At 63.4% G+C, this 17,969-nt stretch carries 15 protein-coding genes; 5 read left to right on the plus strand and 10 right to left on the minus strand.

All coding sequences use genetic code 11. The annotated features are described in order from the left end of the window. Nucleotides 1-27: 27 nt before the first annotated feature. The 7 genes from mgrA to glmS form a co-directional block, all read right to left on the minus strand. The gene (gene mgrA / locus N5P29_RS14630) at nucleotides 28-1,065 is read right to left on the minus strand and encodes an L-glyceraldehyde 3-phosphate reductase (protein WP_262275582.1); all 1,038 of its coding nucleotides are present in this window, start codon (nucleotides 1,063-1,065) and stop codon (nucleotides 28-30) included. An 82-nt stretch (nucleotides 1,066-1,147) separates the two neighbouring features. Continuing rightward, complete coding sequence (treZ, locus tag N5P29_RS14635) at nucleotides 1,148-2,920, minus strand: malto-oligosyltrehalose trehalohydrolase (protein WP_262275583.1); 1,773 nt, start codon at nucleotides 2,918-2,920, stop codon at nucleotides 1,148-1,150. Nucleotides 2,921-2,973: 53 nt separating this feature from the next. Next, nucleotides 2,974-5,286, minus strand: a complete 2,313-nt coding sequence (gene treY / locus N5P29_RS14640) for a malto-oligosyltrehalose synthase (protein WP_262275584.1) — start codon at nucleotides 5,284-5,286, stop codon at nucleotides 2,974-2,976. Further along, nucleotides 5,283-7,583 carry a glycogen debranching protein GlgX gene (gene glgX / locus N5P29_RS14645; protein WP_262275585.1) on the minus strand — a complete coding sequence of 767 codons (2,301 nt, stop codon included), beginning with the start codon at nucleotides 7,581-7,583 and terminating at the stop codon, nucleotides 5,283-5,285. The genes treY and glgX overlap by 4 nt, the downstream gene beginning before the upstream one ends. Nucleotides 7,584-7,651: 68 nt before the next feature. Then, nucleotides 7,652-9,229, minus strand: coding sequence for an NAD(P)H-hydrate dehydratase (locus N5P29_RS14650; protein WP_262275586.1), 1,578 nt, complete (start codon nucleotides 9,227-9,229; stop codon nucleotides 7,652-7,654). A gap of 16 nt (nucleotides 9,230-9,245) precedes the next feature. Continuing rightward, a complete protein-coding gene (locus N5P29_RS14655; RefSeq protein ID WP_066277757.1) occupies nucleotides 9,246-9,593 on the minus strand; it encodes a holo-ACP synthase in 348 nt (115 codons plus the stop codon). Between the two features lie 4 nt (nucleotides 9,594-9,597). Further along, nucleotides 9,598-11,481 carry a glutamine--fructose-6-phosphate transaminase (isomerizing) gene (glmS, locus tag N5P29_RS14660; protein ID WP_262275587.1) on the minus strand — a complete coding sequence of 628 codons (1,884 nt, stop codon included), beginning with the start codon at nucleotides 11,479-11,481 and terminating at the stop codon, nucleotides 9,598-9,600. Nucleotides 11,482-11,620: 139 nt separating this feature from the next. On the opposite strand from glmS, the gene coaA reads away from it, so the two are divergent. Next, the gene (gene coaA, locus N5P29_RS14665) at nucleotides 11,621-12,592 is read left to right on the plus strand and encodes a type I pantothenate kinase (protein ID WP_262275588.1); all 972 of its coding nucleotides are present in this window, start codon (nucleotides 11,621-11,623) and stop codon (nucleotides 12,590-12,592) included. Then, nucleotides 12,593-13,459, plus strand: coding sequence for a M15 family metallopeptidase (locus tag N5P29_RS14670; RefSeq protein WP_262275589.1), 867 nt, complete (start codon nucleotides 12,593-12,595; stop codon nucleotides 13,457-13,459). Nucleotides 13,460-13,465: 6 nt separating this feature from the next. Here the strand turns inward: N5P29_RS14670 and glmM are convergent, their stop codons facing one another. From glmM to rplM, 3 genes are all read right to left on the minus strand, one after another. After that, nucleotides 13,466-14,830, minus strand: coding sequence for a phosphoglucosamine mutase (glmM, locus tag N5P29_RS14675; RefSeq protein WP_262275590.1), 1,365 nt, complete (start codon nucleotides 14,828-14,830; stop codon nucleotides 13,466-13,468). 157 nt (nucleotides 14,831-14,987) lie between these two features. Further along, entirely contained in the window at nucleotides 14,988-15,497 is a 510-nt protein-coding gene (gene rpsI, locus N5P29_RS14680; protein ID WP_262275591.1) for a 30S ribosomal protein S9, read from the minus strand. A gap of 38 nt (nucleotides 15,498-15,535) precedes the next feature. Then, the gene (rplM, locus tag N5P29_RS14685; protein WP_144659444.1) at nucleotides 15,536-15,979 is read right to left on the minus strand and encodes a 50S ribosomal protein L13; all 444 of its coding nucleotides are present in this window, start codon (nucleotides 15,977-15,979) and stop codon (nucleotides 15,536-15,538) included. A 305-nt stretch (nucleotides 15,980-16,284) separates the two neighbouring features. Here rplM and N5P29_RS14690 point away from each other — a divergent pair, with 305 nt between their 5' ends. From N5P29_RS14690 to N5P29_RS14700, 3 genes are all read left to right on the plus strand, one after another. Then, nucleotides 16,285-16,911, plus strand: a complete 627-nt coding sequence (locus tag N5P29_RS14690) for a prepilin peptidase (RefSeq protein ID WP_410007925.1) — start codon at nucleotides 16,285-16,287, stop codon at nucleotides 16,909-16,911. Between the two features lie 319 nt (nucleotides 16,912-17,230). Then, nucleotides 17,231-17,428, plus strand: a complete 198-nt coding sequence (locus N5P29_RS14695) for a Flp family type IVb pilin (RefSeq protein ID WP_262275593.1) — start codon at nucleotides 17,231-17,233, stop codon at nucleotides 17,426-17,428. Nucleotides 17,429-17,523: 95 nt separating this feature from the next. After that, nucleotides 17,524-17,934: a TadE/TadG family type IV pilus assembly protein gene (locus N5P29_RS14700; protein ID WP_262275594.1), complete on the plus strand. Its 411-nt coding sequence runs from the start codon at nucleotides 17,524-17,526 to the stop codon at nucleotides 17,932-17,934. Nucleotides 17,935-17,969 lie beyond the last annotated feature (35 nt).

Below are 17,969 nucleotides of genomic sequence, written 5' to 3' on the forward strand. Positions count from 1 at the left end.
CTTCTGTTTATGTCGTTTCCTGAACGGCTACTTTTGCACCCATAGGTTGATGTCGGATTCGACGGCGAACTCGTCGATCGCCGTCAGTTCCTCATTGCTGAATTCGAGGTTGTTGATGGCGCTGAGCGTGTCTTCGAGCTGCGTCACGCTCGAGGCACCGATCAACGCCGACGTCACCGGAGAACCCTTTGGCTGGTCCCTGAGGATCCAGGCAACGGCCATTTGGGCGAGAGTCTGCCCACGGTCCTTGGCGATGGCGTTCAGCCCACGCACGCGGTCCAGCTTGTCTTCGGTCAGCTGAGATTCGGACAGGAACCGTTCCTTGGCCGCGCGTGAATCTGCAGGCACGCCGTTGAGGTAGCGGTCGGTCAGCATACCTTGGGCCAGCGGGGAGAAGGCGATGGAACCTGCCCCTACCTGGTCCAGGGTTTCGTAGAGGTTGGGTGAGCCGTTCTCGGTCCACCGGTTCAGCATCGAATAGCTCGGCTGGTGGATCAGGAGCGGGGTGCCAAGTTCCTTGAGGATCCGGGCCGCTTCGAGGGTCTGCTCAGGGGTGTAGGAGGAGATGCCGGCATACAGCGCCTTGCCTGAGCGGACCGCGTAATCGAGCGCGCCCATGGATTCTTCCAGCGGCGTCTCGGGGTCGGGCCGGTGGCTGTAGAAGATGTCCACGTAGTCCAAGCCCATGCGCTCCAGGGACTGGTCAAGGCTGGAAATCAGGTACTTGCGCGAACCCCACTCACCGTACGGTCCCGGCCACATGTAATAGCCGGCTTTGGTGGAGATGACAAGCTCATCGCGGTAGGGCTTGAAGTCGTCCTTCAAGTGGCGCCCGAAGTTCGTCTCAGCAGATCCGTCCGGCGGACCGTAGTTGTTGGCGAGGTCGAAGTGGTTGACTCCGAGGTCGAAAGCGCGTCGCAGGATGGCGCGTTGCTCATCGAATCGCTTGTCGTCGCCGAAGTTGTGCCAAAGGCCCAACGAGATGGCGGGCAGCTTGAGTCCGCTGCGTCCGACACGGCGGTAGGGCATTGTTTCGTAGCGGTTTTCCGCGGCCGAATAAGTCATACGCACCATCCTGCCACTGCAGAAACCGGGGCGACGGCGTTGTCCGCCATGTGGGCGCCGCCACCCCGGCCTGGTGGTTGCTTCAGCTGACGCGTACGACGGCGGCGCTTCCGCCGGGAAGCGTCAACGTGTCCTCGTCAAGGGCTGCTTTAGGGTCGGTGGCCAGCAACAAGGAGCCACTGAGCGGTGTGGCGAACGCATCCTCCCCCAGGTTGCAGACCACACGGACACCGCCACAGGAGAACTGCAGCCAGTGCTCGTCGTCGTCGAACTCCACGGAAGTATCGCCAAAGCCGCCATCGACGAGTTCGGGCGTGTTCCGGCGCAGCTGCGCCAAATCCTTATACAGCTGCAACAGCCGTGCATGATCCCCTTCACCGGCTTCCTCCCACTTGAGCTTGGAGCGCTGGAAGGTTTCCGGATCCTGCGGATCGGGAACAACGGCCGGATCCCACCCCATCCGTTCGAACTCCTTGATGCGTCCCTCGGCGGTGGCCTTGCCCAGGTCCGGTTCCGGGTGGGAAGTGAAGAACTGCCACGGTGTGGATGCGCCGAACTCCTCTCCCATGAACAACATCGGGGTGAAGGGAGAAGTCATGGTCAGGACTGCACCAACGGCCAACTTGCCGTAGGACAACGATGCCGTGAGCCGGTCGCCGGTTGCCCGGTTTCCGATCTGGTCGTGGTTTTGGAGGCACACCACCAGGGCCGAAGGGTGGGCGAGGTCGTGCCGGATGGGCCGTCCGTGGTGGCGTTCCCGGAAGCTCGAGTAGCTTCCATCGTGGAAGAAGCCGTGCTCAAGGACCTTGGCCAGCACGGACAACGAGTCGAAGTCCGAGTAGTAGCCGGTGGTCTCCCCGCTGAGGTTGACGTGGACTGCGTGGTGGAAGTCGTCACTCCACTGGCCTTCCAAACCGTAGCCGTTGTCCTTGCGGGGGTAGATCAGGCGCGGGTTGTTCAGATCCGATTCCGCAATCAGGGTCCGCGGGATCCCCGTTTCTGATTCGATCAGGTCCCCGAGCGCCCCAAATTCCTCAAGGATATGTACGGCACGCTCATCACGGAGGGCGTGCACGGCATCGAGGCGGAGTCCGTCAACGTGGTAGTCCCGGAGCCACATCTCGGCGTTCTCCAGGATGTAGCGTCGAACGTCGTCCGAGCCCGGGCCGTCAAGGTTCACTGAGTCGCCCCAGGTGTTGCCCTCCCCCGATTTCAGGTAGGGCCCGAACTTCGGCAGGTAGTTCCCGCTGGGACCGAGGTGGTTGTAGACCACGTCCTGGATGACTCCGAGCCCTGCCGCATGCGCCGCATCAACAAAGCGCTGGTAGGCGGCCGGGCCACCGTAGGGCTCGTGGACGGCGTACCAAAGGACGCCGTCGTAGCCCCAGTTGTGGACACCGTTGAACCCGTTGACCGGCAGGAGCTCGATGAAATCGATGCCAAGGTCCACCAGGTAGTCCAGTTTCGCAGCGGCAGCAAACAGTGTGCCCTCAGGGGTGAAGGTCCCAAGGTGCAGCTCGTAGATGACCGAGCCCTTGAGGTTCTTCCCCTTCCATCCGCCGTCCTTCCACTCGTGGATGGAGGGGTCGAAAGTCGAGGACAGGCCATGGACTCCGTCCGGCTGCCGCCGTGAGCGCGGATCGGGGAACGGCCCTTCTCCATCAACCAGGTAGCCGTACGACACGTCGTCGGCTTCCTGTGCCACGACGTCAGCCGGCGCGTGCCACCAACCGTGCGCGGCGGCGTCGTCAAACTGCTCCATGCCGTACTCGTGGCCCCCGGCCACCAGCCGAACGCTCTTGGCATTCGGCGCCCACACATCGAATCTATTTTTTCCAGCAGCGTGCTTGAGCATGATGTTCCCCTGTACGTTCCTTAAGCGTGCGTTGCCGTGAATTCAGGTTGGCTTCAGTCGGTGGGTACCAGCAGCGCCACCGGGTAGCGTTCCAGCAGCTTTCCCACCTGGACGGGACCGGGGCCGTAGCTTGCTCCGGTGAGTTCGTCCTTGCAGTTCACGGTGAGTTCGATGCTGGTGTCCCGCCAGCCGCCTTCCCGGGCGAGGCGCCGGGGCAGACGCGTGGCCACAGTCATGGCTCCACGCCGGCCGGCACCCCGGTCGAAGGCTACTACGTGCGCCGCAGCCAAACCCTGTGCTGCCACGGGCAAATACCCTTCGAACAGTTCCGGTCGGTCCTTCCGCAACCTCAGCGCACGCGAAACCACCAACAGCTTGGCGGGTTCTTCCGTGAACGACGGCGTGGCCCCCTGGTCCAACTGTTTCAGAACCGCCTGGCGTGCCTGGAAGTCCACTGGCCGCCGGTTATCCGGGTCAGTCAGCGAGCCGTCCCGGAACTCCGTGCCCTGGTAGACGTCCGGGACGCCGGGCATGGTCAGTTGGATCAGCTTGGCGGACAGCGAGTTGGAGGTTCCATAGGGTTCCAGCTCGGCCACGAAGTTGGCCAGCGCGGCCGCGACCTCGGGAACGTCGAAAGCGGCGTCGACGGCGGCTGCCAGCTGCCGTTCGAACTCCGGGTTCGGGTCGGTCCAGTTGGTCGAATTGCCGGCCTCGCGTGCAGCCTTCAGCGCGTAGGACTGGAGGCGTCCGCGGTCTGCCGGCCAGGCACCCACGATCGACTGCCAGACAAGGGCGGCCAGCGGACCATCCGGGATCGGTGCGAGCTGCTGCACCGTGCCAAGGAACAATTCCCACTCCGGCACGGCCTCGGAAATGACCGATATCCGCGCCCTCGCGTCCTCGCTTCGCTTGGTGTCGTGGGTGCTCAGGGTGGTCATGGAGTGCGGCAGGAGCTGCTGGCGACGGGCCATCCGCTCGTGGAAGACTCCGTTGGGCAGGGAGAACTCCGTCGGATCCGCGCCAACCTCGGTGAGCGAGCCGAGCCGGGTGTACCGGAAGAACGCGGTGTCCTCCACACCCTTCGCCATCACCATGCCCGAGGTCTGCTGGAACCGCTGCGCCAGGGCATTGCCTGGATCCAACAGGAGTGGTTGCAGTTTGCCCAGGACGGGTTCAAGTTCGGGACGGTGACGTCCTGCCTTCTCGATTGCCTCGACCAGAGTCTTACCGCCATGAGGCAGGTAGGTCCGGTAGATGGGGAACCAGCAGATGATCTCGGCCAGCGAATCGGCTACCTTGGCGAACGGCAGTTCCAGCGTGGCCGGTACCAGGCGCGCGAGCCGGAGGATCTCCGAACGGAGGATACCGTCGGCGATGCGGCGCTTGGTCCCATGGATCATCTCGGCGTAATCTGCCGGCTTTTCCGAGTTCCGCAGCCGGGCATCGAGTGAGTTGAGGTATTCCTCGGCCGTGGGATCGACAAACAGGCGATCAACGTCCGCGAGGGCGTCGTACCCGGTGGTGCCTTCACAACTGAAGGTTTCCGGGAGCTGCTCCCCCGGTTCGAGGATCTTCTCCACCAGCAAGTAGGCGCCGCCGGTGACTTCCCGGAGCCTTGCAAGGTAGCCCTCAGGGTCGGCAAGCCCATCCGGATGGTCAATGCGGAGGCCGTCCACCAGGCCCTCACGGAACCAGCGGACAATCTCGGCGTGGGACTCGTCGAAGACCCACGGGACCTCGACCCGGATGCCCGCCAAGGTGTTCACGGCGAAGAATCGGCGGTAGTTCAGGTCCGCGTCTGCCCGTCGCCAGCCGATCAACTCGTAGTTCTGGCGTGAGTGGACGTCCTTGGCGCTGTCACCGGGCCCGTACGTTCCATCAGCCAGCGGGAAACGGTGATCGTAATAGTGCAGTTCACCGTCCACGATCTTGAGTTCATCGAGGTCGTCGTCGCTGCCGAGCACCGGGATCCGGATCTTTCCGCCACCGAAGTCCCAGTCGACGTCGAAAGCCTCGGCGTACTTGGACTCCTGCCCTTCCTTCAACAGGCTCCACCACCAGGCATTCTGCTTGGGAGAGGCAACACCCATGTGGTTGGGCACGATGTCCGCAAGAATCCCCAGGCCCTGATCTTTGGCTGCCTTTGACAGGGCAGCCAAGCCCTCACGGCCTCCCCTGGCGGGATCCACGGTGGAGGGGTCGGTCACGTCATAGCCGTGGTCCGATCCCTCCTCGGCGGTCAGGATTGGTGAAACGTAGACCCAATCGATTCCCAGTGATTTCAGGTAGCCCGTGAGCTCGGCGGCGTCCTGCAAGGTGAAACCCGGACGGATCTGGAGGCGGTATGTGGAGACTGGCGTCCTCATGATTCGGTCTCCTTTGCCTCGCCTGCGTCAGCAGCCTCTTCTGCCGGGGCCTCCTCTTCTGCCGGGGCCTCCTTGTAGTCATACGGCAGGGAGGTCACTGCAGGAGCCGTGATGGAGGCCGTTTCCGGTGTGCTGGTCTGCGTCAGGGCTGCCAGCGAGGCCGCAACGGAGTGGTCCGGTTCGATCTCGGGGGTGCTGTGGGCACGCAGTACCAACAGCGACTTTCCGCCGACTGAGAGGATCTGGTCCGGCTTGATGACGCCGGCTTCCGCGCCCTCGCCTGCGGTATCGATCATGACGTCCCAGGCCGGCGCGTACTCGTCGGAGGGAATCCGGAAGTCCACCTCTTCCTGGTCCGCGTTGAAGTACAGGAGGAAGTTCACGTCCGTGATGCGTCGGCCCTGGTTGTCGCGGCCGTGTATGCCGTCACCGTTGAGGAACACACCCACCGAACGGCCCAGGGCTTCGTCCCAGTCCGAAGGGCTCATGGTGGTTCCGTCAGCGTCCAACCAGACGATGTCCGGAAGCCGCTCTCCTTCCCCACGCAACACGGGGCGCCCGTCGAAGAACCGGCTGCGCCGCAAACTGGGGTGCTTGGCACGCAGTGCACTGACTGCCGCAGTGAACTCGATCAGCGGCTGGTCCACGTGTTCCCAGTTGATCCAAGTGAGTTCGGAGTCCTGGCAGTACCCGTTGTTGTTGCCCTGCTGGGTCCGGCCCAGTTCGTCACCGTGCAGGAGCATCGGAACGCCCTGGGACAGGAACAAGGAGGCGATGAAGTTGCGCTGCTGGCGTGCCCTCAGGGCCAGGACGGTGGGGTCGTCCGTGGGTCCTTCGATGCCACAGTTCCAGGAACGGTTGTGGGATTCGCCGTCGTTGTTGTCCTCGCCGTTGGCCTCATTGTGCTTCTCGTTGTAGGACACCAGGTCCATCAAGGTGAAGCCATCGTGGGCCGTGACGAAGTTGATGGATGCGAACGGACGGCGGCCCGAGTGCTCGTACAAGTCCGCCGAACCGGTGAGCCGGGAAGCGAATTCACCGAGAGTTGAGGGCTCGCCCCGCCAGAAGTCGCGGACGGTGTCGCGGTACTTGCCGTTCCATTCCGTCCACTGGGGCGGGAAGTTGCCCACCTGGTAACCGCCGGGCCCGACGTCCCACGGCTCGGCAATGAGCTTCACCTGGGACACTACGGGGTCCTGCTGGATCAGTTCGAAGAACGTGGAGAGCTTGTCGACGTCGTAGAACTCGCGGGCCAGGGTGGAGGCGAGGTCGAAGCGGAAACCGTCCACGTGCATTTCGGTGACCCAATACCGCAGGGAGTCCATGAGCAGCTGCAGGGAATGCGGGCTGCGCACGTTCAGGGAGTTACCCGTTCCCGTGTAGTCCATGTAGTACTTCTGGTCGTCTTCCACCAGGCGGTAGTAGGCCGAGTTGTCGATGCCCTTGAAGGACAGCGTGGGGCCCAGGTGGTTGCCTTCAGCGGTGTGGTTGTAGACGACGTCGAGAATGACCTCGATGCCGGCGTTGTGCAGCGAGCGGACCATGGCCTTGAAGTCCTGGACCTGCTGGCCGGTATCGCCCTTGGAGCTGTAGCTGTTGTGCGGGGCGAAGAAGCCGATGGTGTTGTAGCCCCAGTAGTTGCTCAGGCCCTTGTCCTGGAGGATTCCGTCGTTGACGAACTGGTGCACCGGCATCAGCTCGATGGCTGTGATGCCCAACTTCTGCAGGTGCGAAATCACTGCCGGGTGTGCAACGCCGGCGTACGTTCCGCGCTGCTCTTCCGGGACCTCGGGGTGGAGCTGCGTGAGTCCCTTGACGTGGGCCTCGTAGATGACCGACTTGTGGTACGGGATCCTGGGGAGCTTGTCGCCGTCCCAGTCGAAGAAGGGGTTGATGACGACGCCCAGCATCATGTGTGCTGCTGAATCCTCGTCATTCCGGGAGTCGGGGTCTCCCAGGTTGTACGAAAACAGGGAAGGGTCCCAGTCGATTTGCCGGTGCACTGCCTTGGCATAGGGGTCGAGCAGGAGCTTGTTGGGGTTGAAGCGTTGGCCGGCGTCGGGGTCGTAGGGACCGTGGACGCGGTAGCCGTATTTCTGTCCGGGCTGCACCGTCGGGAGGTAGCAGTGCCAAACATAGCCGTCCACTTCCGTGACGTCGACGCGGACTTCGCCGCCGTCGTCGTCGAAGAGGCACAGTTCAACACGTTCTGCCCTTTCGCTGAACAGTGCAAAGTTGGTGCCGGTACCGTCAAACGTGGCTCCGAGCGGATAAGCCGATCCAGGCCAGACTTCCATGCGTTCTCCTCTTGCTGATGCGAACAACTGTTGCAAGCCTACTCATGACCCTGACAACGACAGTAACCTTACGGTATTGTTCGGTCGTATTCCGCGCTGAGCGAACCAACAACGCGCGGAACAGCCTCAGCGATCGCCGAGGCTGTAATGGGGCCACCATCAAAATCTGCCGAAGCCAGCGCTCCGGCCCGTCCGTGGATGCTCGCGGCCACGGCCGCCACAGCAGCCCAGCGGTCCTCAGGGTCCAAACCCAAGGCGGCGTACGCGCCGTCGTCGTTCGCCAGCTCTTCGGCAGCCTGCGCCACCAAAGCTCCCAGGACGCCGGCCAGGACATCGCCGCTCCCGGCGGTCGCCATCCAGGCGGTGCCGTCCGATTGGCTGAAAACAGTCCCCGACGGCGATGCCACCAAGGTGGTGGCGCCCTTCAGGAGCACTGTGGCTCCGGTTTGTTGCGCGGCCTGCCGTACGAAGTGCAGCGGGCGGGATTCGACGTCGGCACGGCTCACGGCCACTTCGCCCGTGGAAGGAAGCGAGTCCAGCAACGAGGCGAGCTCGCCGGCATGCGGAGTGAGGATCCAGTGGGGCGGGCAACGCTCCGGCAAGAGGCTCAGCGCACCGGCGTCGACCACCACCGGCAGGTCATCGCGGAGTGCGGACTCCGCAGCAGCCCCTGCCCGCTCAAGCTGCTCGTGCCCGTCGACGCCCGGGCCAACCACCCAGGCCTGCACCCTTCCCGGGTCCTCTCCCTCCCAGAGGGCCTCAGGGGTCCGGCTGAGAACCATTCGGGCCGCTGGTTCAGGACCGAGGTAGCGCACCATGCCCACCCCGGCGAGGGCCGAGGCGTGCACGCTCAAGACTGCTGCGCCGGCAAAGCGGCTGGAGCCTGCAACGATTCCCAAGACGCCCCGGGAGTATTTGTGCGCCCGCCGTGAAGGGCTGGGCAGCAAGGAGCCCAGGTCCCGGGCAGTGAGCCGGCGCAGTTCCGGCGGTTCCTTCAGCAGCGTGGACTCGATACCGATCTCCACCAGTTCGACGCGGCCGGCGCAGCCTTCACCCGGGTCACTAAGCAGGCCGGCTTTGATGCCCCCGAAGGTGACGGTGAGGTCGGCTTCCAGGACAGGCCAATGGACCTCTCCCGCGCCGGCGTCCAGGCCGCTCGGGACATCGCATGCCACCACCAGGCCGGGCCGGAGTTCCTGAAGCCCTGCTACCAGCTCGGCAGCGGCATCACGCAAGCCGCCCCGGACTCCCGTACCCAGGAGGGCATCGATGACCACGTCCTGGCCGGCGCACAGGACCGCGAGCTCTTCCGCGTTCGAAGCCTCCAGCCGCAAAACCCGGCCACCGGCAGCCTTGAAGGCAAGCAAAGCCTCCGTGTGGACAGTTTCCGAGGCGAGTATCGCCGTCGTCCGCATTCCCCGGCGGGCGAGGTGGGCAGCCGCATAGAGACCATCGCCGCCGTTGTTGCCCTTGCCGGCAAGGACCGTGACGCCCGCGCCGGCCAGCCGCCATTTTTTCTTCAACTCCCGGATCACTGCCTGCGCCAGGCCGTAGGCTGCCCGTTGCATAAGAACAGCGCCCTCACCGGAGTCCAGGAGCGGTTGTTCCGCATCCCTGATCTGTTGTCCAGTGAAGGCGCTGATCATGTGTCGATGTGTCCGTCTAGCCCTCGGCGAGGACAGTCGCCGTGGCGATGCCGCCGTCGTGGCTCATGGACAGGTGCCAGCGTTTAACGCCCTTGGCCTCAGCCACGGCAAGCACGGTCCCCTTGACCTGGACAGTTGGACCGTTCTGGTCAAGGCCGATCCAGCAGTCCTGCCAATTCATGCCAGCCGGCGCACCCAGGACCTTGGCAACCGCCTCCTTGGCCGCGAAGCGGGCAGCCAAGGACCGGGTGTTGAGTTCACGCTCGGCAGGGACAAACAGGCGATCCCTCAGACCGGGAGTCCGTTCAAGCTGCCGACCAAACCGCTCAATGTCTACGACGTCTACGCCAATGCCAACAATCATGCGGTTATTCTACGGTCACGCTCTTGGCGAGGTTACGCGGCTGGTCGACGTCGTAACCCTTCGCCCCGGCCAGTTCGGCGGCAAAGATCTGCAGCGGAACCGTGGTGAGCAGCGGCATGAGCAGCGTAGGCGTTTCCGGAACGTAGAACACCTGCTCCGCGTAGTCCTTGACCGACTCGTCGCCCTCTTCAGCGATGACCAAGGTGCGTGCACCACGTGCGCGGACTTCCTGGATGTTGCTGACTACCTTGGAGTGCAGGGAGTCGCGGCCGCGCGGGGAAGGCACGACAACGAAGACCGGCTGGCCGTCATCGATCAGGGCGATCGGGCCGTGCTTGAGCTCGCCGGCAGCGAAGCCTTCAGCGTGGATGTACGCGATTTCCTTGAGCTTCAATGCGCCCTCGAGAGCCACGGGGTAGCCCACGTGGCGGCCCAGGAACAGCACGGACTTCTCGTCCTTCATGCTGCGGGCGAGCTCGCGCAGCGGCCCTGCGGTATCGAGGATGGTCTGGATCTTGGCGGGGATCTTGTTCAGGTCCGCAAGGACATCCTTGATCTGGCCGGAGAAGATGTTGCCGCGCAACTGGGCCAGGTAAAGGCCCAGGAGGTAGGCGGCGGTGATCTGTGCCAGGAAGGCCTTGGTGGACGCAACGGCGATTTCCGGACCGGCGTGCGTGTAGAGCACAGCGTCGGATTCACGCGGAATGGTGGAGCCGTTGGTGTTGCAGATGGAGATCGTCTTGGCGCCCTGTTCGCGGGCGTAGCGGACGGCCATCAGCGTGTCCATGGTTTCACCGGACTGGCTGATCGAAACCACCAGCGTCTTGGCATCCACAATCGGATCGCGGTAGCGGAACTCATGGGCGAGCTCCACCTCCGTGGGGATACGGCACCAGTTCTCGATGGCGTACTTGGCCACCAGGCCGGCGTAAGCGGCAGTACCACAGGCGAGGACGATGATCTTGTCCACCTGTTTGAGGAGCTCGGGGTCGATCCGGAGCTCGTCCAGGGTCAGCTGGCCGTTGAGGTCCGAGCGGCCCAGAAGGGTCTGTGCCACGGCGTCAGGCTGGTCGTGGATTTCCTTCTCCATGAAGGAGTTGAAGCCACCCTTTTCAGCCGATGCCGGGTCCCAGTCGACGTGGTATTCCTTGCCTTCGGCGGGAGCGCCGAAGAAGTCGGTGATCTCCACGGAGTCCGCGGTGATGGTGACGATCTGGTCCTGGCCCAGTTCCACAGCGCGGCGCGTGTAGTCAATGAATCCGGAGACGTCGGAACCGAGGAAGTTCTCGCCGTCGCCCAGGCCCACCACCAGGGGCGAGTTGCGGCGGGCAGCAACGACGACGTCGGGCTGGTCCGCGTGTACGGCCAAGAGGGTAAACGCACCCTCGAGGCGCTGGCAGGCCAGGCGCATCGCTTCGGTGAGGTTGCCGCCGTCGCCCTTGAGCTGGTTGCGGAAGATGTCGCCCAGAAGTGCGGCAGCCACTTCGGTGTCGGTTTCCGATTCGAACGTGACACCCTTGGCGAGCAGTTCCTGGCGGAGCTCAGCGAAGTTCTCGATGATGCCGTTGTGGATGACAGCCAGGCGGCCGCCATCGGAGAGGTGCGGGTGCGCGTTACGGTCGGTGGGGCCGCCGTGCGTGGCCCACCGGGTGTGGCCAATGCCAGTCAGGGACTCGGGAACGGGATGGGCTTCCAGTTCCTCGATCAGATTGCTCAGCTTGCCGGACTTTTTGCGCGATGAGATTGCCCCATCGGCGACTACTGCGACGCCGGCGGAGTCATAGCCGCGGTACTCCAGACGGCGCAGCCCTTCCACTACGACGTCAAGGGCGCTGTAACCAGCTGCCTCGCGAGACGAATTGCCAACATAGCCTACGATTCCACACATGGGTACAAGCCTAGCGGCTTCTCCAAACAACTGACGTGGGACATCCTATTTCCGGAGGCTTGCGGTGCGCTGTTAAGAACGCACAATTCACCGTCCGGTCATCGCGCATTTCCTGATCAGCCGCGCGGAGGGCAGAATCATGAGCGTGACTTTGCAACGCACCGAAGCTAACGGCGACGGCGCTTCCCCGTTTGTTGAGCTGGACCGCCAGACCTGGTCCAGGCTCGCGGCGCAGATGGAGCAGCCCCTCAACGAAGAGGACATTTTCCGCCTCCGGGGCCTCGGCGATCCCTTGGACATGAAGGAAGTCCGGGAGGTCTACCTCCCCCTCTCAAGGCTTCTCCACCTGTACGTCCAGGCATCCCACCAGCTGCACGCGGCAACCACCACCTTCCTCGGAGAGCAGACCCAGCGCACGCCGTTCGTGATCGGCGTCGCCGGTTCCGTGGCGGTCGGCAAGTCCACCATCGCCCGCGTGCTCCGCGAGATGCTGCGCCGCTGGCCAGGCACGCCCAATGTCGAGCTCATCACCACGGACGGCTTCCTGTACCCGCTGGCCGAGCTCAAGCGCCGCCACCTCCTTGAACGCAAGGGCTTCCCCGAGTCCTACGACCGGCGCGGGCTTCTCCGCTTTGTCTCGGAGGTCAAGGGCGGGGCCGAGGAAGTCCGGGCGCCGTGGTACTCACACGTGACCTACGACATCGTGCCGGGCAAGGAAGTCGTCGTGCGACGCCCCGATGTCCTGATCGTCGAGGGTTTGAACGTGCTTGCGCCGGCCCGGCCCCGCATGGACGGAAAGCAAGGCCTCGCGATCAGTGACTTCTTCGATTTCTCCATCTACGTCGATGCCAAGACCTCGTACATCGAGGAATGGTACGTGGACCGCTTCCGCAAGCTGCGCAGCACCGCCTTTGCCCAGCCCGAGTCCTACTTCCACCGGTACGCCACGTTGTCCGACGAAGACGCCGAATCCACGGCCCGGGGCATCTGGAAGCGCATCAACGAGCCCAACCTGAAGGAAAACGTCCTGCCGACGCGTGGGCGGGCACAGCTGGTGCTCACCAAGGATGCGGACCACTCCATCCGGCGCATGCTGTTAAGGAAGGTCTAGTTGCGCACCGAAAACACTCCGCTGCCCAGCCGTCGGGCTTTTGCCGGGCTGCTCACGGCCGGAGCCGGGCTTGCTGCCCTGACCGCCTGCACTCCACAGAATGGCACGCCCTCCCCCGCCGGGGCTACGGTGCCGGTCCAGGCCGACGCCACGCCGTCAGCGGCCGCCTCCAGCACCGCTGCCGCACCCACCACCGAGCCGACAGCCACTGCGGAGCCCACGGTGGCTACCCCAAGTCCGGCTCCTTCGAGCACCCTCAAGACCCAGTACTCATTGACCGATCCCACCAGCCCCTGGGTCGTCGTCAACAAGCACAGGCCCCTGAACCCGCAGAACTTTGTGCCCGCAGATTTGGTGCAGCCGGCCATACGGCTCGCCGTCAGCGGGGAAGCCGCGTTGCTGAACAGCACGACGGCGGCTGCCGCGGAAAAGATGTTCGGCGCGGCGGCTTCGGAGGGCGTCATCATGACGCTGGCTTCGGGCTACCGTTCCTATACCACCCAGGTGTCCACGTACAACGGATATGTCGCCAGCTCCGGTCAGGCCGGGGCCGACCATGCTTCGGCACGCCCGGGCCATTCGGAGCACCAAACGGGTTGGGCTTTCGATATCGGCGACGGCGGTGGAGCCTGCAGCTTCCAGCCGTGCTTCGCCGAGCAACCGGCAGCGGTTTGGGCCAAGGCCAATGCGCACAAGTACGGATTCGTCGTGCGGTACCCGTGGATGTTCCACGAAACCACGGGCTACTTCTACGAGTCCTGGCACCTGCGGTACATCGGAGTCGATGCCGCGGTGGACATGGCCACACGCGGCATCGCGACTCTCGAAGAATACTTCGGGCTTGAGGCAGCGCCTGACTACCTCTAGCTCTACCTAGACGGCCATCTCGCTGGTGGCGCCGAGGCGCTCCTTGACCACGGCTGCCAGCTCAGTGCAAATGCGTTCGGCGGTTTCCATGTCTGCCGCTTCCACCATCACGCGGACCAGCGCCTCCGTACCCGAGGGACGGAGCAGCACGCGGCCGGTTTCGCCGAGTTCCAGCTCGGCTGCGGCCACAGCCGCGGCCACGCCTTCGTCGGTGGCGGCGCGGGCCTTGTCGACGCCCTTGACGTTGATCATGAGCTGCGGGAGCTTGGTCATCACGCCGGCAAGCTCCTGGAGGGAGCGTCCTGTGAGGGCCACCTGCGCGGCAAGCTGCAGACCGGTCAGGACGCCGTCGCCTGTGGTTGCATAGTCGGAGAAGATCACGTGGCCGGACTGTTCGCCGCCCAGGTTGTAACCGCCGTCGCGCATTTCCTCCAGTACGTAGCGGTCACCCACACCGGTTTCGCGGATGGTGATGCCGGCATCGCGGAGGGCGATCTTGAGGCCAAGGTTGCTCATGACCGTGGCAACCAGGATGTCGTCCTTGAGCTTTCCGGCCTTCTTGAGGGCCAGGGCCAGGATCGCCATGATCTGGTCGCCGTCCACTTCGTTGCCTTCGTGGTCGACCGCAAGGCAGCGGTCAGCATCGCCGTCGTGCGCTACGCCGAGGTCGGCGCCATGCTTGACGACGGCTTCCTTCAGCGGACCCAGGTGCGTTGAACCCACGCCTTCGTTGATGTTCAGGCCATCGGGCTCGGCACCGATCACCACGACGTCCGCGCCGGCGTCCTTGAACACCTGGGGCGAGCAACCACTCGCGGCGCCGTGGGCGCAGTCGACCACGACTTTCAAACCGTCCAGGCGCTTCGGGAGCGTGCCGAGCAGGTGGACGATGTAGCGGTCCTCGGCGTCGGAGAAGCGCTGGATGCGTCCGACGTCGGCGCCCACGGGCCGCTGCGGCTCTTTGCCCAGCTGTGCCTCAATGGCGTCCTCGACGTCGTCAGGCAGCTTCTGGCCGCCCCGTGCGAAGAACTTGATTCCGTTGTCCGGCGCAGGATTGTGGGAGGCGGACAGCATGACGCCGAAGTCGGCGTCGAGGTCTGCCACCAGGTAAGCCGCGGCCGGGGTGGGGAGAACACCGGCGTCGTAGACGTCGATACCGGAGCTGGAAAGCCCGGCCTCCACGGCGGCGGCGAGGAATTCACCGCTGGCCCTGGGGTCCCTGGCGACTACCGCCCGGGGCCGTTTTCCGTCCGTCGCGCGGTCATGGCCGAGTACGACGGCGGCCGCCTGCGCGAGCTGCATAGCCAGTTCGGCGGTGAGTAATCCGTTCGCGAGACCGCGCACGCCATCTGTTCCAAATAATCTAGACATCGGGTCAAGTTTAGACGACGCCACGGCAGCAGCTGTTCATCGGGGCTTGGGAGCGTCCCCTCCCGACCCACCTTTGCGGCGTGCTTAAACGGCGGAAGCCCGCCCCACCGAAAGGATGGAACGGGCCTCCGATACCCCTGACGTGGGGCGAAGCGAATTAACGCTTGGAGTACTGCTGGGCCTTGCGTGCCTTCTTGAGACCGGCCTTCTTACGCTCGATGACGCGGGCGTCGCGAGTCAGGAAGCCAGCCTTCTTGAGGGTGGCGCGGTTGTTCTCGACGTCGATCTCGTTCAGCGAACGGGCGATGCCGAGGCGCAGTGCACCAGCCTGGCCGGAGGGGCCACCACCGTGGATCCGGGCGATGACGTCGTAAGCACCTTCGAGGTCAAGAACGCGGAACGGTTCGTTGACATCCTGCTGGTGCAGCTTGTTCGGGAAGTAGTTGGCCAGCTCGCGGCCGTTGATGATCCACTTGCCGGAACCCGGAACAACGCGAACGCGTGCAACGGCTTCCTTGCGGCGGCCAACAGCTGCACCGGCGACGGTCAGTGCCGGGCGCTCCTTCTTGGGAGCATCTTCAGCAGCGGCGCTGCTTTCAGAGGTGTAGCTGGTGAGGTTTTCCTCAGCCTCGACGGCTTCGGCGGTCAGTTCTTCGTTCTGAGCCACGGTTCTCCTTGTAATGAAAAGTTGGTTGGTGGCCAGGACTACTGGGCGACCTGGGTGATTTCGAAAGTCTTCGGCTGCTGTGCAGCGTGGGGGTGCTCGGAGCCTGCGTAGACCTTGAGCTTGCCCAGCTGCTGAGCTGCCAGGGAGTTCTTGGGGAGCATGCCCTTGATGGCCTTCTCAACAGCGCGAACCGGGTTGGATTCCAGCAGCTCGGCGTAGTTGACGGAGGTCAGGCCGCCCGGGTAACCGGAGTGGCGGTATGCGCGCTTCTGCTCCAGCTTGGCGCCGGTGAGGGCAACCTTTTCAGCGTTGATGATGATGACGAAGTCGCCCATGTCCATGTGGGACGCATAGGTCGGCTTGTGCTTTCCGCGCAGCAGTGTTGCGGTCTGGCTGGCAAGACGACCAAGGACAACGTCGGTGGCGTCAATGACGTGCCACTGGCGGTTGATATCGCCGGGCTTCGGGGTGTACGTACGCACGGTTTTGCCTCGTTCTTGTTCTGGCGTTCATGTTTTAGGCGACACGCAGTGAGTCGTGTACCTACTATGTATGCGCTACCGGAGCAGAGGTGAGGGCTCTATGTACCAGTCATCCCAAGATCTCGAAATGCCTCCGGAGTTAGCGATCCTGCAACTGGATCCCCCTGAAGGCATGTGTCATCGAGATAGGACACGCACAACGACTCTAAACAATACCGGTAACGGGGCGCCCGGGTCAAAATGGGGTTAGACCGCCCGGGGGTACCTGTGTTAATGAGGGAGAGCACGTGACTGACGGACTTGCCATGCCACTCCTGCTGGCGCTTGCAGGCCTCCTGCTCAGCCCGTTGTGCGAGCTGCTCATCGCCCGCTCGCTGCCGCGGCTCGGCGGCCTCCCTCCCCTTAAGGTCCGGATCACGACGGCGGCGCTTACGGCATTGCTCTTCGCTTTGCTTGGGGGGCGGTTTGGGATGGCGTCGGAATTGCCGGCCTTTCTTTTATTGGCGCTTTTAGGCGTCCAATTATCCCGCATTGATTTCACGCTTCATTTGCTTCCCAACCCCCTTGTTTTGGCCCTGCTTGTCGGCGCAATGGGGCTTCTGGCTGTGTCTTCGATGCTTGAGCCTGGGTGGACAGACCTGCTCCGCGCACTCGCCGGAGGCTTCATACTCTTCGCCGGCTACCTGATTTTGGGACTGATTTCGCCGGGCGCCCTCGGAATGGGCGATGTGAAGCTCGCGGCACCACTTGGAATGTACTTGGGCTACTTGGGTTGGCAGCAAGTACTCTTCGGCGGCTTGCTGGGATTCGTGGTGGGCGGGGTGCTCACGGTGCTGATGTTGCGGCTGCGATCCGCGGAAAAACCAGCAGAAACGGCTCATGGACCCGCAATGGTCCTCGCAGCCTTCGGTGTCATCCTCGCCCTGCACTGAGCCTGGCTGAGTACGTGCTTATCCCTGCTTGACGCAGCTTCCCCATTAGTAAGTCTCCTGTCGGAACCAAGTAGTTCCCGCCTGTTCAGAGGCCGGGACTGAGTACTTCGCGCCTCCGGTGTTGTCGGGCAAGTAATGCGTGCCCAAATAAATCGAGTACGGCTACGCATTGTGGCTTTTGGTGTGGCTAGGCAATTCTTGAGTCATCGAATTCCGAACGGCAAAAGCGATAACAGCCCTTCGAGCTCGGACATATCTGCACTCTCGCAATAACCATTCATTACACTCAAACAAAATCATTTCTGGGAGGGATTTTCCAATGTCTACTTTCATGATCCACACCATCGCTTTCATCGCCGGCGTCAAGGACCGCTTCGCCCGGGAAGAGAAAGGCGCGACCGCCGTTGAATATGGCCTGCTCGTAGCTCTGATCGCCGCAGTCATCGTGGGTACGGTCCTCACTCTCGGTCAAGACGTCCTGAAGGGCTTCAAGACCGTCGCTGACACCCTGCCGTAGCCCGGACCTGGCCGGCTTCATTTCGATACCCGGGCCGGCTGCTCCGATGAACAATCGGCTGCAGCCGGCCCAGGCTCATTCATCTGGGAGAAGAAATGAGATCCAAAAAGACCAAGGACCAAGCAGGCGCTGTAGCTGTTGAGTTCGCTTTGGTGCTGCCGATATTTCTCGTATTGGTGCTCGGCATTTTTGAGTTCGGCCGGGCATTCAATATCCAGATCTCATTGTCGGAGGCCGCCCGGGAAGCAGCGCGCTACGCCGCAATTCATCAGGCCGAAGCGGGCTACAGCGTCAGTGCTGCCCAGGCCGCGGGTGTGGCTGCCGCTCCATCGGTCAGCCTGAAGCCCGGAGATATAACGGTTGTTTCGTCAGGGTCCACCCCTTGCAACGTCACTGTCACGGTCTCCTACAGCACAACGTGGATGACCGGCTTTCCAGGACTGGTGCCGGGAATTCCGTCGCAGTTGAAGACCTCAGGCAAAGGAGTCATGCGATGTGGCGGCTGAGGCATGACGACCCCGAGCGGGGAGCAGTGGCCCCC

It is taken from the genome of Paenarthrobacter sp. JL.01a (assembly GCF_025452095.1).
Taxonomy (GTDB): domain Bacteria; phylum Actinomycetota; class Actinomycetes; order Actinomycetales; family Micrococcaceae; genus Arthrobacter.

Excerpts from the sequence above, each read along its gene's own strand:
- mgrA (WP_262275582.1), bottom strand. The coding sequence starts at position 1,065 with ATGACTTATTCGGCCGCGGAAAACCGCTACGAAACAATGCCCTACCGC.
- treZ (WP_262275583.1), bottom strand. The coding sequence starts at position 2,920 with ATGCTCAAGCACGCTGCTGGAAAAAATAGATTCGATGTGTGGGCGCCG.
- treY (WP_262275584.1), bottom strand. The coding sequence starts at position 5,286 with ATGAGGACGCCAGTCTCCACATACCGCCTCCAGATCCGTCCGGGTTTC.
- glgX (WP_262275585.1), bottom strand. The coding sequence starts at position 7,583 with ATGGAAGTCTGGCCTGGATCGGCTTATCCGCTCGGAGCCACGTTTGAC.
- N5P29_RS14650 (WP_262275586.1), bottom strand. The coding sequence starts at position 9,229 with ATGATCAGCGCCTTCACTGGACAACAGATCAGGGATGCGGAACAACCG.
- N5P29_RS14655 (WP_066277757.1), bottom strand. The coding sequence starts at position 9,593 with ATGATTGTTGGCATTGGCGTAGACGTCGTAGACATTGAGCGGTTTGGT.
- glmS (WP_262275587.1), bottom strand. The coding sequence starts at position 11,481 with ATGTGTGGAATCGTAGGCTATGTTGGCAATTCGTCTCGCGAGGCAGCT.
- coaA (WP_262275588.1), top strand. The coding sequence starts at position 11,621 with ATGAGCGTGACTTTGCAACGCACCGAAGCTAACGGCGACGGCGCTTCC.
- glmM (WP_262275590.1), bottom strand. The coding sequence starts at position 14,830 with ATGTCTAGATTATTTGGAACAGATGGCGTGCGCGGTCTCGCGAACGGA.
- N5P29_RS14690 (WP_410007925.1), top strand. The coding sequence starts at position 16,285 with ATGCCACTCCTGCTGGCGCTTGCAGGCCTCCTGCTCAGCCCGTTGTGC.
- N5P29_RS14695 (WP_262275593.1), top strand. The coding sequence starts at position 17,231 with ATGTCTACTTTCATGATCCACACCATCGCTTTCATCGCCGGCGTCAAG.
- N5P29_RS14700 (WP_262275594.1), top strand. The coding sequence starts at position 17,524 with ATGAGATCCAAAAAGACCAAGGACCAAGCAGGCGCTGTAGCTGTTGAG.